Raw genomic sequence first — 12,690 nt, 5'->3', positions numbered from 1 at the left:
ACTGATCGGCGAAGACCCGTCTGGCGTTCCCAACAATCTGATGCCCTATGTCTGCCAGGTCGCCGTGGGTAGGCGCGACAAGCTCAGCGTATTCGGCGGCGACTGGCCGACCGTGGACGGCACCGGCGTGCGCGACTACATCCACGTGATGGACCTGGCGCGCGCCCATGCCGACGCGCTGGACTTCCTGCTGGAAGACGGCCGCAACGCGACGATCAACCTCGGCACCGGGCGGGGCATCAGCGTGCTCGAGTTGGTGCAGGCATTCGCCAGGGCATCCGGCCGCGACGTGCCCTACGAGATCGTCGGCCGCCGCGCCGGCGACGTGGCCGAGGTGTATGCGGATCCGTCGCTTGCACGGCAACTGCTGGGCTGGGAGGCACAGTTCGATGTGGACGCGATGTGCCGCGACGCCTGGCGCTGGCAGTCGATGAATCCAGACGGCTACGCGTAGAGCCTGCCCCGTACTCGATACGGGGGCGGGTCATCACCCGCCCTACCGTCACTCCAGCAGGCACTCCACCACGCTCAGGGGTTGCTTCATCCATGCGAAGTGGTCCGCGCGCGTGCCCAGCTGGCGCTGGTTGAGCGCGATCAGCTTGCGCTGCGCCGGCGCCAGTCGGGCGAGCAGCGCATCCAGCGAACCTTGCGGGGCCAGCCAGTCCTGTTCGAACAGCACGCCGTGCACGGGGATGGACAGTCGCGCCAACGCGGCTTCGAGGTCCATGTCCAGGCCGGCCGCTGCATAGCGGTTGCTCAAGCCGACGCGTGCCCAATCGCGGATCAGTCCGCGCGCTTCCATGCCGCCGAACCCCAGCCGGCGCCCGTTGAGGCGGCCGCGCCGATCGGCCAGCCAGGGAGCGAAGCGATAGAACAGCGGCAGCAACCAGCGGCGCGGCGCCGGGAAACTGCGCCAGTACGGCGTGCCGGTCGCCACCAGCCACAACTGGGCGAAGGCCGCGGGATGCAACGCGGCGTAACAAGCGGCGAGCTGGCCGCCGAGGCTGTGTCCGCCGACGAGCAGGGGCAATTGCGGAATCCGTTGCGCCATCGCGGCATGGCTGGCCGGCAGATCGAGGGTCAGCAACTCGCGATAGCCCCAGTCGTGGTCGCGATCCGGACGCAGGTCGCTGCCGCCGTTGCCGCGCCATTCGTGGACGAACACGGCCACGCCATGCGCGGCCAGTTCCTCGGCGAAGGGCAGGTAATGCTTCGCGGCCACGCCCAGCGCCGGCAACCACAGCAGGGCTGCCTGCGCCTGCGCGGGCACGCGCGCAAGCAAGGGGAACTGGTGGCCGTCGGTGCTGGCCAGCGGGATTTCCAGCGATTCGATGCTCATGGGCGAGGCGCCGCGCCGAAGTGGTCGAGCACCAGCACGTCGCCCTGTCCGGGGCGGTGGCCGAGCGTCAGCGCGCGCTGCACGTAGCCGATCGCGTTCTCGACCGCCTGCGCCATTGCCGCACCGAGCGCGAGGTTGGCGGCGACGGCGGAAGCGAGGGTGCAGCCGGTGCCGTGGGCGTCCAACGGCCTGCGCGGATGGATGAATTCGGCACTGGCGACGCCATCGTCGAAGCGATCGACGACCTTGCCGCCTTCGTGCAGGTGGCCGCCCTTGAGCAGCACCGCGCCGGGGCCGAGCGCGTGCAGCGCTTCGAGCGCGGCTTCGGCGGAACGGGTATCGGCGATGGCATGGCCCGTCAGCAATTCGGCCTCGGGCGTGTTCGGCGTGACGATGCTCGCCAGCGGCAGCAGGCGGGTCTTCAGCGCCTCCAGCGCGTCGTCTTCCAGCAGCTTGGCGCCCGAGGTGGCGACCATTACCGGATCGAGCACGACGAAGGCGGGCCGGTAGCGTTCCAGCGCGTCGGCGACGGCGTGGATCACCTGCGCGTTCGCCAGCATGCCCAGCTTGACCGCGCCGATGGCGAAATCGTCGAAGCAGGCATCGATCTGCGCACGCAGGAACTCGATCGGCGGCACGTGCACCGCGGTCACGCCGCGGGTGTGCTGCGCGGTCAGCGCAGCGATGGCGCTGAGGCCGTGCACGCCGTGCGCGGCAAAGGTCTTCAGGTCGGCCTGGATGCCGGCGCCGCCGCCGGAATCGGAACCGGCGATGGTCAGGGCGGAAACGACGGGGGGAATCGGCATGCCGCCATTGTGCCGGTTGCCCGCGCTGGCGTCAGGTCGCCTGCGCGGACGGATGCGGCGCGGCGATGCGCTGGGCCAGCCTGACCGCATGGTCGAAGTCGGACGCGAAGTGCAATTCGCCCGGGCTTTCCTCCAGCTTCATTCGGGCGATGACCCGGTTCGGCTGTTCCTGCAGCCCGGAGACGATCAGCACGATGCCCTTGCGGTGGCAGCGTTCGGCCAGCTTCCTCAGCGCATGCACGCCGCTGGCGTCGATCACCGGTACCAGGCGCATGCGCAGGATCAGCACCTTCGGCGTCTCGAAGAACTGGTCGAGCAGGTTGTCCAGGCGATTGGCCGCGCCGAAGAACAGCGGTCCGCCGATCTGGTAGGCCTCCACGCCCTTGGGCAGCCGCGTGCGCTGCTGGATGTCGATCTCGCGCGACGGATCGCCGGGACGCAGGTCGTCGTCGATCATGCGCACGCCGGAACTGATTTCCACGGCCTCGGCCATGCGGAACATGAACACGAACGCCGCGACGACGATGCCAGCCTCGATGGCGATGGTCAGGTCGAAGAACACGGTCAGGAAGAAGGTCAGCAGCAGCACCAGGCGATCGCCTTTCGGCGCCGACAGCGTGTTGCGGAAGTTCTCGAACTCGCTCATGTTCCAGGCCACCACCAGCAGCACAGCCGACAGCGCCGCCAGCGGCACGTAACGCATCAACGGCGCCAGCACCAGCATGAACACCAGCAGGTAGGCCGCGTGCAGCATGCCGGCCACCGGGGTGCGGCCGCCGGAACGGATGTTGGTTGCGGTGCGCGCGATCGCCCCCGTCGCGGGCAACCCGCCGAACAGGGCCGAGCCGACGTTGGCCACGCCCTGCGCGACCAGTTCGCCATTGGAACGATGGCGGCCGCCGGTCATGCCGTCGGCGACCACCGCCGACAGCAGCGATTCGACGCCGGCGAGGAAGGCGATGGTGAAGGCGCTCGGCAGCAGCTCGAAGGTGCGTTCGAACGGAATGTGCGGGAAATGGAAATCGGGCAGGGCCGAAGGCAGATCGCCGAAGCGCGAGCCGATGGTCTCCGCGGGCAGGCCCAGAGCCAGCGCAGCCAGGGTGCCGAGCAGCAGCGCGATCAGGAAACCGGGCCATTTCGGCTTCCACTTGCGCAGGCCGAAGATCGCCACCAGACCGAGCACGGTCAACGCCAGCGCGGCCGGTCGGGTGGTGCCGATGTGTTGGGCGTAGGCGGCCCAGCGTGCGAAGAATTTCGCCGGCACTTCCTGCATCTGCAGGCCCAGCGCGTCCTTGACCTGGCTGGAGAAGATGCTGACCGCGATGCCGGCGGTGAAGCCGGTGATCACCGGTTGCGGCATGTATTTCATCAGCGTGCCCAGGCGCAGCAGACCGGCGCCGATCAGCATCAGCCCGGCCAGCAGCGTGCACAGGATCAGCCCGCCGTAGCCGAACTTCTGGATCACCACGAACACGACCGGGATGAACGCCGCCGTCGGCCCGCCGATCTGCACGCGCGAGCCGCCCAGCGCCGAGATCAGGAAGCCGGCGACGATGGCCGTGTGCAGGCCTTTTTCCGGCGTGGTGCCCGAGGCGATGGCCAGCGCCATCGCCAGCGGCAAGGCGACGATGGCCACGGTCAGGCCGGCGATGGCGTCGGCCTTGAACGCCTGCAGGCCGTAGCCTTCGCGCAGCACGGTCAGCAGCTTGGGTTCGAACATCTTCAGGTACTGGCGACGGTCGAATTCGAAGCTGGACATCACCGCGGCTCCTTGAGGCGCACGCCGCGGCCATTGCCCTGGCTGGGCTGTCCGTTGCCGATCAATTCGATGCCGGCGGCATCCAGCGCTTCGACGATCTTGGTCAGCGTGGACACCACACCACGCACGTGTTCTTCCTTGCTCGCCTCCATGCGCTGGATGGTGGGCAGGGAAACCCCGGCCATCTCGGCGAGTTTCTTCTGGTCGATGCCAAGCAGGGCGCGCGCGGCGCGCAATTGGGCGGCGGAGATCACTGGATTGCCCCGGTCGATTTGCGGACCGGGGAAGTTTCCGACTGTCAGGCTTGATGATGCAAGTAGGAAATATGCATTTTGATGTTTAAAACATCATTTCGCGTGCCCAATGCTTTTGCTCGTCATTCCCGCGAAGGCGGGAATCCAGTGACTTGCCGTTGCGTTGCTATCGTTCGTGTCGATGGAGAAGCAACCTGCAACCTACATCCTTGCCAGCGAGCGCAACGGCACCCTTTACACAGGAGTCACCAGCGATCTGATCGGCAGGACCTGGCAACACCGCGAACATGTCGTCGACGGATTCACGAAGAAATATGGCGTGACGAAACTGGTCTGGTATGAGTTGCATGGCACGATGGAGTCGGCCATTACCCGGGAAAAGCAGATCAAGAAGTGGAATCGCGAATGGAAGATCCGCCTGATCGAGGATGCGAATCCATACTGGAACGACCTGTGGCTTGAAATCATCGGTCAAGCAAAAGCACAAGTCGCTGGATTCCCGCCTTCGCGGGAATGACGGCAAACTACGGCGGGCATGGAAGGCATGCCCACCCTATGGTTGTCGGTTTACAAAACTTCCGACGCGTAATCCGCCAACCTCGACCGCTCGCCGCGCCGCAGGGTGATGTGCGCGCTGTGCGACCAGCCCTTGAAGCGGTCCACCGCGTAGGTCAGGCCCGACGTCGTCTCGGTCAGGTACGGCGTGTCGATCTGCTCCACATTGCCCAGGCACACGATCTTGGTGCCCGGGCCGGCGCGGGTGATCAGCGTCTTCATCTGCTTCGGCGTCAGGTTCTGCGCCTCGTCGAGGATCAGGTAGCGCGACAGGAAGGTGCGGCCGCGCATGAAGTTCATCGAACGGATCTTGATCCGCGACGCCAGCAGGTCGTTGGTGGCCTGCCGGCCCCACGCGCCACCTTCCTGCGTATGCGTCAGCACTTCCAGGTTGTCGGTCAATGCGCCCATCCATGGCGTCATCTTTTCCTCTTCGGTGCCGGGCAGGAAGCCGATGTCCTCGCCCACGCTGACCGTCGCGCGGGTCATGATGATCTCGCGGTAACGCTGCTGGTCCATCGTTTGCGCCAGGCCCGCCGCGAGCGCGAGCAGGGTCTTGCCGGTGCCGGCGGTGCCGAGCAGGGTGACGAAGTCGATCTCGGGGTCCATCAGCGCGTTCAGCGCGAAATTCTGCTCGCGGTTGCGGGCGGTGATGCCCCACACCGCATGCTGGCTATTGCGGAAATCGTCGACCAGGGCCAGGGTCGCCTTGCCGTCGGCGCCGGTCTTGACCACGCGCAGTTCCACTTCGTCCTCGCCAGGCAGGTACAGGTACTGGTTCGGGTACCAGTCCTCGCTGTCGGCGCGGACCACTTCGTAGCTGGTGCGGCCGCTCTTGTCGGTCCAGGATTTCAGGTCGTTCTGGTGGCGGTTCCAGAAATCCTCCGGCAGCTCGGTGGCGCCGGTGAACAGCAGGCTGAAATCGTCCAGCGCGCGGTCGTTTTCGTAATCCTCCGCGGTGAGGCCGCTGATCGACGCCTTGATGCGCAGGTTGATGTCCTTCGACACCAGGATGACCGGCGTCTCCGGATGCTGCTCGCGCAGTTCCAGCACCGCGGCGAGGATCTTGTTGTCCGGGGCGATGGTGCCGAAGGTGCGGCCTGGATCGACCGGCCGGGTCTGGAAGAACAGCTTGCCGATCTGGCCCTGGCGCTTCAGCTGCAGGCCCTGCGGGTGGGTCAGCAGGATGCCGGATTCGATGTGCTCGGCGCCGGCGCCCTCGATCAGTTCGTTGAGGAAACGGCTGACCTGGCGCGCGTTGCGGCTGACTTCGGACTGGCCCTTCTTGGCGTTGTCGAGTTCCTCGATGACCTGCATCGGCAGGAACACGTCGTGCTCCTCGAACTTGAACAGCGCGGTGGGGTCGTGCATCAGCACGTTGGTGTCCAGCACGTAGATGCGCTTGCCTCGGGTCATCGGGTTTCCCTTAGGTTGGGACAGCAGCAGGCCGCCATGGCCCGCGGGGCGGGATGGCGGATTGGAATGAAGGATGATGTCGTCACTGTGACTGGAGCGCCTTCAGCGTCTCAAGCACGGCCTCCGCGTGGCCGGCGACCTTGACCCCGCGCCACTCGTGGGCGAGGCGGCCATCGGGCGAAATCAGGAAGGTGCTGCGGATCACGCCCAGCACCTTCTTGCCGTACATGTTCTTCTCGCCGATCACGCCGAAGGCGTTGCACAGCTTTTCGTCGGCGTCGCTGACCAGCGGGAACTTGAAGCCCTGCTTGGCGCAGAAGTTGTCGTGCGATTTGACCGAATCGCGCGATACGCCGAGCACGGCGGCGTTCGCTTTCCTGAACTTCGGCAGCAGCGCGTTGAAGTCGATGCCTTCGGTGGTGCAGCCCGGCGTGGAATCCTTCGGGTAGAAATACAGCACCAGCCATTGCCCGGCGTAATCGGCCAGCGTCGCAGAGCCGCCGCCGGATAGCGCCAGCGGCAGCTTCAGGGTGGTCTTCGGTAGTGCTTTGCCGACGGTCGCCATGGTTCAGAACTTCATCGGGTCCATGATCGCGTCCAGGTTCAGGTGGTCGCAGAATTCGAGGAAATCGTCGCGCAGCGCGGCGATGTGCATGTTCGACGGCACGCCGACGGTCAGCTGGGCGGAAAACATTTCCGCGCCGGTCTGCATCGCCCGGTAGCGGGTGCTCTGCAGGTTCTCGATGGTGATGCCCTGGCGGTCGAAGAAATCGGCCAGCTGGAACAGGATGCCCGGCTTGTCCGCGGCCACCACCTCGACGATGTACGGCAGCAGATTGCCTTGCACTTCCTTCGGGCCGGTGCGGTACCAGACCAGCTTCAGTCCTTCCTCGCGTTCCAGCCGCCCCAGCATCGCTTCCAGCTTGGCCACCGCGTCCCACGAACCCATCGCCAGCGCGGTCACCGAGACGTCGCGGCCGACCGTGGACAGGCGTGCGTCGACCAGGTTGCAGCCCGAATCGGCGATGCGGCGCGTCACCGACAACAGCGGCGACTCCGGATGCGTCGAATAGGCGTTGATCAGGAGGTGGTTTTCGTTCGGCGAGGGCCGGGGCGTGGTATCGGTCAAAGCGGCTTCCGGCAATGCGTCGGTTTCTGAATGGCGGCCGGTTCGGGGCCCGGCGACGGCGCCAGCATACTTGCCCGTGCTTTCCGGCGGCAAGTAACATCGCCCGGTGCGCGGGGCTTCCGCGCGAACCCCATCCGAAGGCCAACGTCTTGTCACTTTCCGGCAGCATCACCGCCCTGGCCACGCCGTTCACGGGCGCTGGCGAACTCGACCTCGATGCCTGGCGCAAGTTGCTGAAACGCCAGCTCGACGGCGGTACCCAGGGCGTGGTGGTGGCCGGTTCCACCGGCGAGGCGGCGGCGCTGACCGACGACGAATACGTCGCGATCCTGCGCATCGCCGTGGAAATGCTTGGCGCACGCATTCCCGTACTGGCCGGCACCGGGCAGATGAACACCGCCCGGACCATCGCCCAGACCCGCCTGGCGAAATCGGCCGGTGCGGAATGCGCGCTGGTGGTCACGCCCGCCTATGTGCGGCCGACCCAGGCCGGCCTGGTCGCGCATTACCGCGCGGTGGCCGAGCAGGGTGGATTGCCGGTACTGCTGTACAACGTGCCCGGCCGCACCGGCACCGACATGCAGCCGGAAACCGTGGCCGAACTCGCCCCGCACCCGAACATCGTCGGCATCAAGGAAGCCGTGGCCGCGCCGGAACGCATGGCCGCGCTGCTGGCATTGCGCAGCGACAAGTTCGTCGTCCTCAGCGGCGACGACGGCACCGCCGCGCGTTCGATGCTCGACGGCGCCGATGGCCTGATCTCGGTCGGTTCGAATGCATTGCCGGCATCGTTCCGCCGCCTGTGCGACCTGTCGCGCGCCGGCGATCGCGCCGCGGCCGAGAGCTGGGATGCGCAGTTGCAGCCCTTCTACGGGTTCCTCGGCGTCGAACCCAACCCGATCCCGGTCAAGGCGCTGCTGCAGCGCCAGGGCCTCGGCAGCGGCCTGCGCCTGCCGCTGTTGCCGCTGTCCTCCGCCCACCACGCCGCAGCCGACCAGTTGGCCGCGCTGGCGTCGGCGCTGGAAGAACAATCCGGCCGCGACGCGCTCGCGGCCTAGTCCCGAATATTTCCAAGGAGTTGCTCATGCGTCTTTCCCCGAAACTCGTGCGCCCGCTGGTGATGATCGCGCTGGCTTCGTTCGTCGTGGTCGGCGTGTCCGGCTGCAAGTGGTTCCGCAAGAGCGACCGCGGCGACTATGCGCTGGCTCCCGAGGCCCGCCCGCTCGAGGTTCCGCCGGACCTGAACCTGCCCGACACCAGCGGCGCGGCCAAGTTGCCGAACACCGCCTCGGCGCTGACCACCAGCGCGCCGTCGACGGCCCCGTCGGCCAGCGGCTTCCGCGTCAACGGCAGCCGCGATGAAGTCTTCGCCAAGCTCGGCCCGCTGCTGAAGGCGACCGAAGGCCTGACCGTGTCGAGCAGCGCGCCGCTGCTGGGCGTGTACGACGTCACCTACGGCGGCGGCAACTTCCTGGTGCGCGTGGTGGCGATGGAAGGCGGCGCCTACGTGTCCGCGGTCGACCCGCGCGGCCTGCCCGCCGCCGGCGAAGGCCCGACCAAGCTGATCGCGGCCTTGAAGGCGCAGCTGGGCGGCTGAGTTTTCTTCCACGAGCCGGAATGAAAAAGGGCGCCGATGGCGCCCTTTTTCATTGCTGCGACGACTCGCTCCGGATTTGTAGAGCCGAATTCATTCGGCTGCTCTTGCTTCTGTCTGCAGGTGCCGGGCCGTCCGATGCGGTTTGCTCTTCATTGCGAACGGCAAAAAGCAGCCGAGCATGCTCGGCTCTACAAGAGCGATGGTTCAGCGCTCCAGCAGCGGCAGTTTGTCCGGCTTGCCTTCCCAGTCCTTCGCGTCCGGCAAACCATCCTTGCGCGTGGTGATCACCGGCCAGGCCTTGGCCAGCTCCGCGTTCAATGCCACGAAGCCTTCCTGCCCGGCAGGCACGTCGTCCTCGGGATAAATCGCATTGATCGGGCATTCCGGCTCGCACAGGGTGCAGTCGATGCACTCGTCCGGATCGATCACCAGGAAGTTGGGGCCCTCGTGGAAACAATCGACCGGACAAACCTCGACGCAGTCGGTGTATTTGCACTTGATGCAGTTTTCGGTAACGACGAAGGGCATGGCATGCGATCGATACGGGAATCCGTGCAAGTTTAAGGCAAGCCGTCGGGTAAGCGCAGAGTGCGTACCACCGCGCGTATTGATTCCATGCAAGCACGTGGACAGCTGGGGCGAGTACTGGAGGTTTCGAATGCGCCGTCTTCCCGGCGAAAGCCGGGATCCAGTGCCTTTGCCTTCCGGGATTCATGTCTTTGCCTTCATAGGGATCAAAGTCGTTGGATCCCGGCTGGCGCCGGGAACGCGAACGAAAAGTAGATTATTTACAAATATGAAACAACCAGTGATTAATTTGATTATTTAATTCAAATAAGGAACGATTCAAGCTTCTCGCCGAATCCCAGCCAAGGAGTACCAAGATGATCACCCTGCGCCCCGCCAACGAACGCGGCCACGCCAACCATGGCTGGCTGGATTCCTGGCACAGCTTTTCCTTCGCCGAATACTTCGACCAGGGCCACGTGCACTGGGGCCCATTGCGGGTGATCAACGAGGATCGCGTCGCCGCCGGTCGCGGCTTCGGCCAGCACGGCCATCGCGACATGGAGATCATCAGCTACGTGCTGGAAGGCGCGCTGGGCCACAAGGACTCGATGGGCCACAGTTCGAGCATCGTGCCTGGCGACGTGCAGCGCATGAGCGCGGGCACCGGCGTGCAGCACTCGGAGTTCAACTACAGCGAAACCGGCACCACGCATTTCCTGCAGATCTGGATCATCCCGGACCGCCAGGGCGTGGCCCCTTCCTACGAAGAGCGCAAGTTCTCCGAAGCCGAAAAACGCGGGCGCCTGCGCCTGGTGGCCAGTCCGGATGGCGCCGATGGCTCGGTGGGGATCCACCAGGACGCGCGCCTGTACGCCGGCCTGTTCGATGGCGACGAACAGGCGGAACTGGTGCTGGCGCCGGGCCGGCTGGGCTACGTGCACGTCGCGCGCGGCGCGGTCGAAGTCAACGGCCATGCGCTGTCGGCCGGCGACGCCTTGCTTTACGAAGGCGAGCCCCTGGTCGATCTGCGCAATGGCCGGCAGGCCGAGGTGCTGGTGTTCGACCTGCCGCGGATGTAGCGGCAGGCCAGCGTCCGACGCGCGCAACGAAAAACGCCGGCCTCGGGGCCGGCGTTTGTCAATGATCGCGAAACTGGCGCTCCCTAGGGGACTCGAACCCCTGTTTTAGCCTTGAGAGGGCCACGTCCTAACCACTAGACGAAGGGAGCGTTTGGGCCGCGCGACGGCGGCGCATTAGTATATGGGGCTGTGGCGCGGCCCGGCAATCGCCGGCGCGCCGACCCGACCGCATGGAACCCGCCGTCATAGTCCCGCAAGCCGCCCTGCACATCATCCCGCGCGAACAGCACACGATCTCGCGCAAGGACATCAGCCCCAACGCCCTGCGCGTGCTCTATCGCCTGCGCGACGCCGGCTTTGCCGGCTACCTCGTCGGCGGCGCGGTGCGCGACCTGCTGGTCGGCGGCCACCCGAAGGATTTCGACGTCGCAACCGACGCCACGCCGGAACAGGTCAAGCAGTTGTTCCGCAACTGCCGGCTGATCGGCCGGCGCTTCCGCCTGGCCCACGTGGTGTTCGGCCGCGAGATCATCGAAGTCGCCACCTTCCGCGCCAACAGCGACGACGGCAGCGGAGACCGCGAGATGGAAAACGGCCGGCTGGTCCGCGACAACGTCTATGGCAGCATCGAGGACGACGCGGTGCGCCGGGACTTCACCGCCAATGCGCTGTACTACGCGATCGAGGATTTCTCGGTGCGCGATTACGTCGGCGGCTACGACGACGTGATGGCGCGCAAGATGAAACTGATCGGCGATCCCGAGCAGCGTTATCGCGAGGACCCGGTGCGCATGCTGCGTGCGGTGCGGCTGGCGGCGAAGCTAGGTTTCGAGATCGAAGCGGCCACCGCCGAGCCGATCCCGCGCCTTGCCGGCCTGCTGGCCGAAGCGGCGCCGGCGCGCCTGTTCGAGGAAATCCTCAAGCTGTTCCTGTCCGGGCATGGCGTGGCCAGCTTCGAAGGGCTGGAACGCACCGGCCTGCTGCCGGTGCTGCTGCCGGAAACCGGCGCGGCGCTGGCCGCCAATCGCAGCGGCGCATTGCGGCGCATGCTGCTCGAAGGCCTGCGCGGCACCGATACGCGCGTGGCCAACGACGAGCCGGTATCGCCGGCTTTCCTGTTCGCCCTGCTGCTGTGGCCAGCCTATTGCCGCGCGCTGGCCAGCCTGCAGGCGCAGGGCGTCAGCGTCGAAGATGCGCAACGCCGCGCCGCCGACCGGGTGACCCTGCACCAGTTGAACACCGTCGCGCTGCCGCGGCGCTTTTCGCTGCCGATGCAGGAAATCTGGCTGCTGCAGTCGCGCTTCTCCAACCGCCAGCGCAAGCGGGTGATGCGCCTGCTTGCGCATCCGCGCTTCCGCGCGGCCTACGATTTCCTGGTGTTGCGCATGGCCGCGTCGGACAGCCATGCCGATGACGTGGCGTTCTGGCGCGAGGCGCAGACCCAGTCCAGCGAACAACTCGCCGCCAGCCTCGGCGCGGCGGCGGCCGGCGACAGCTATACCGACGAAAACGCACCGCCGTCGAAGCGCCGCCGCAGGCGTCGCCGCCGCAGCGGCGCGGCCAGCGCAGGCGAATGAGCGGCGTCGAGGGCGTCACGCCGGTCGATGCCTTCGTCGGCCTCGGCGCCAACCTGGGCGATGCCGAAGCCAGCGTGCGTTCCGCGATCCTCGCGCTGGGCGAATTGCCGCGGACGCAACTTCAGAGCGCGTCGCGCCTGTACGCGTCGCCAGCCTGGGGCAGGGAAGACCAGCCCGATTTCATCAATGCCGTCGCCTGGCTGCGGACCACGCTGACCGCACGCGAACTGCTGGACCACCTGCTTGCCGTCGAACGCGAATTCGGCCGCGAGCGCGCCGAAGGCGAGCGCTGGGGGCCGCGCACGCTGGACCTGGACCTGCTGCTGTATGGCGATTCGCGGATCGACGAGCCGGGGCTGCAGGTGCCGCATCCCTACCTGCACCAGCGCGCCTTCGCCCTGCTGCCGTTGCTGGAAATCGCCCCGGAAGTCGTGATTCCCGGCCAGGGCCGCGCGCAGGACGCTGTATCCGGGCTGGAAGCGTCGAATATCCGCGCGTTATGAAGTCATAATGCAGGGCCCGCCAACGCCGGCGGGATAGCCCACGCCGCACCTGAGTGCGCGCGGGGCAAGGAAGAACGAGAGAACTTATGTCGATAAGTGACCGAGTGATGACGCCGCCCCGCGCGCACTCAGGTGCGGCCCTTCGGGTTGCCGTGTCCGGCCGCCA

The 12,690-nt window shown here is 66.5% G+C and carries 14 protein-coding genes, 1 tRNA gene and 1 pseudogene; 7 read left to right on the top strand and 9 right to left on the bottom strand.

Annotated elements, in window-relative coordinates:
• Nucleotides 1-454: GDP-mannose 4,6-dehydratase (locus J5837_RS16465; protein ID WP_244756046.1), on the top strand; the 454-nt coding region annotated here is incomplete at its 5' end.
• Nucleotides 455-502: 48 nt separating this feature from the next.
• Here the strand turns inward: J5837_RS16465 and J5837_RS15650 are convergent.
• From J5837_RS15650 to J5837_RS15635, 4 genes are read right to left on the bottom strand one after another with little or no spacing between them, the layout of a single operon-like run.
• Nucleotides 503-1,339: an alpha/beta hydrolase family protein gene (locus tag J5837_RS15650; protein WP_210537718.1), complete on the bottom strand. Its 837-nt coding sequence runs from the start codon at nucleotides 1,337-1,339 to the stop codon at nucleotides 503-505.
• Nucleotides 1,336-2,145: a bifunctional hydroxymethylpyrimidine kinase/phosphomethylpyrimidine kinase gene (thiD, locus tag J5837_RS15645; protein ID WP_210537717.1), complete on the bottom strand. Its 810-nt coding sequence runs from the start codon at nucleotides 2,143-2,145 to the stop codon at nucleotides 1,336-1,338. Before thiD ends, J5837_RS15650 begins: the two co-directional genes overlap by 4 nt.
• 31 nt (nucleotides 2,146-2,176) lie before the next feature.
• On the bottom strand, nucleotides 2,177-3,904 hold the full coding sequence (locus tag J5837_RS15640) for a SulP family inorganic anion transporter (RefSeq protein WP_210537716.1): 1,728 nt from the start codon (nucleotides 3,902-3,904) through the stop codon (nucleotides 2,177-2,179).
• Nucleotides 3,904-4,158: a helix-turn-helix domain-containing protein gene (locus tag J5837_RS15635; RefSeq protein ID WP_210537715.1), complete on the bottom strand. Its 255-nt coding sequence runs from the start codon at nucleotides 4,156-4,158 to the stop codon at nucleotides 3,904-3,906. Before J5837_RS15635 ends, J5837_RS15640 begins: the two co-directional genes overlap by 1 nt.
• A 181-nt stretch (nucleotides 4,159-4,339) precedes the next feature.
• On the opposite strand from J5837_RS15635, the gene J5837_RS15630 reads away from it, so the two are divergent.
• Nucleotides 4,340-4,675 carry a GIY-YIG nuclease family protein gene (locus tag J5837_RS15630; RefSeq protein ID WP_210537714.1) on the top strand — a complete coding sequence of 112 codons (336 nt, stop codon included), beginning with the start codon at nucleotides 4,340-4,342 and terminating at the stop codon, nucleotides 4,673-4,675.
• A 50-nt stretch (nucleotides 4,676-4,725) separates the two neighbouring features.
• Here the strand turns inward: J5837_RS15630 and J5837_RS15625 are convergent, their stop codons facing one another.
• The 3 genes from J5837_RS15625 to J5837_RS15615 form a co-directional block, all read right to left on the bottom strand.
• A complete protein-coding gene (locus J5837_RS15625; protein WP_210537713.1) occupies nucleotides 4,726-6,129 on the bottom strand; it encodes a PhoH family protein in 1,404 nt (467 codons plus the stop codon).
• Between the two features lie 82 nt (nucleotides 6,130-6,211).
• Complete coding sequence (locus J5837_RS15620; protein ID WP_210537712.1) at nucleotides 6,212-6,694, bottom strand: peroxiredoxin; 483 nt, start codon at nucleotides 6,692-6,694, stop codon at nucleotides 6,212-6,214.
• A 3-nt stretch (nucleotides 6,695-6,697) separates the two neighbouring features.
• Entirely contained in the window at nucleotides 6,698-7,258 is a 561-nt protein-coding gene (locus J5837_RS15615) for a glycine cleavage system transcriptional repressor (protein ID WP_210537711.1), read from the bottom strand.
• A gap of 149 nt (nucleotides 7,259-7,407) precedes the next feature.
• Here J5837_RS15615 and dapA point away from each other — a divergent pair, with 149 nt between their 5' ends.
• Together dapA and J5837_RS15605 are read left to right on the top strand one after the other, a co-directional pair.
• The gene (gene dapA, locus J5837_RS15610; RefSeq protein WP_210537710.1) at nucleotides 7,408-8,316 is read left to right on the top strand and encodes a 4-hydroxy-tetrahydrodipicolinate synthase; all 909 of its coding nucleotides are present in this window, start codon (nucleotides 7,408-7,410) and stop codon (nucleotides 8,314-8,316) included.
• 26 nt (nucleotides 8,317-8,342) lie between these two features.
• Entirely contained in the window at nucleotides 8,343-8,855 is a 513-nt protein-coding gene (locus J5837_RS15605; protein WP_210537709.1) for a hypothetical protein, read from the top strand.
• 204 nt (nucleotides 8,856-9,059) lie between these two features.
• Here J5837_RS15605 and fdxA read toward each other — a convergent pair whose 3' ends face one another.
• Complete coding sequence (gene fdxA / locus J5837_RS15600; protein WP_210537708.1) at nucleotides 9,060-9,383, bottom strand: ferredoxin FdxA; 324 nt, start codon at nucleotides 9,381-9,383, stop codon at nucleotides 9,060-9,062.
• Nucleotides 9,384-9,739: 356 nt separating this feature from the next.
• Here fdxA and J5837_RS15595 point away from each other — a divergent pair, with 356 nt between their 5' ends.
• Nucleotides 9,740-10,444, top strand: coding sequence for a pirin family protein (locus J5837_RS15595; RefSeq protein ID WP_210537707.1), 705 nt, complete (start codon nucleotides 9,740-9,742; stop codon nucleotides 10,442-10,444).
• A gap of 74 nt (nucleotides 10,445-10,518) precedes the next feature.
• Here the strand turns inward: J5837_RS15595 and J5837_RS15590 are convergent.
• A tRNA-Glu gene (locus tag J5837_RS15590) sits at nucleotides 10,519-10,593 on the bottom strand.
• A 114-nt stretch (nucleotides 10,594-10,707) separates the two neighbouring features.
• Here J5837_RS15590 and pcnB point away from each other — a divergent pair.
• A pseudogene (pcnB, locus tag J5837_RS15585) lies at nucleotides 10,708-12,021 on the top strand (polynucleotide adenylyltransferase PcnB); the annotation flags it as partial.
• Nucleotides 12,018-12,524: a 2-amino-4-hydroxy-6-hydroxymethyldihydropteridine diphosphokinase gene (folK, locus tag J5837_RS15580; protein ID WP_210537705.1), complete on the top strand. Its 507-nt coding sequence runs from the start codon at nucleotides 12,018-12,020 to the stop codon at nucleotides 12,522-12,524. The pseudogene pcnB and the gene folK, both read left to right, overlap by 4 nt.
• Nucleotides 12,525-12,690: the final 166 nt, after the last annotated feature.

This window comes from Pseudoxanthomonas helianthi (genome assembly GCF_017939625.1).
GTDB lineage: Bacteria > Pseudomonadota > Gammaproteobacteria > Xanthomonadales > Xanthomonadaceae > Pseudoxanthomonas_A > Pseudoxanthomonas_A helianthi.
Note: the sequence above shows the minus strand (reverse complement) of the source record. Positions and strands in the feature narration are given on the sequence as shown.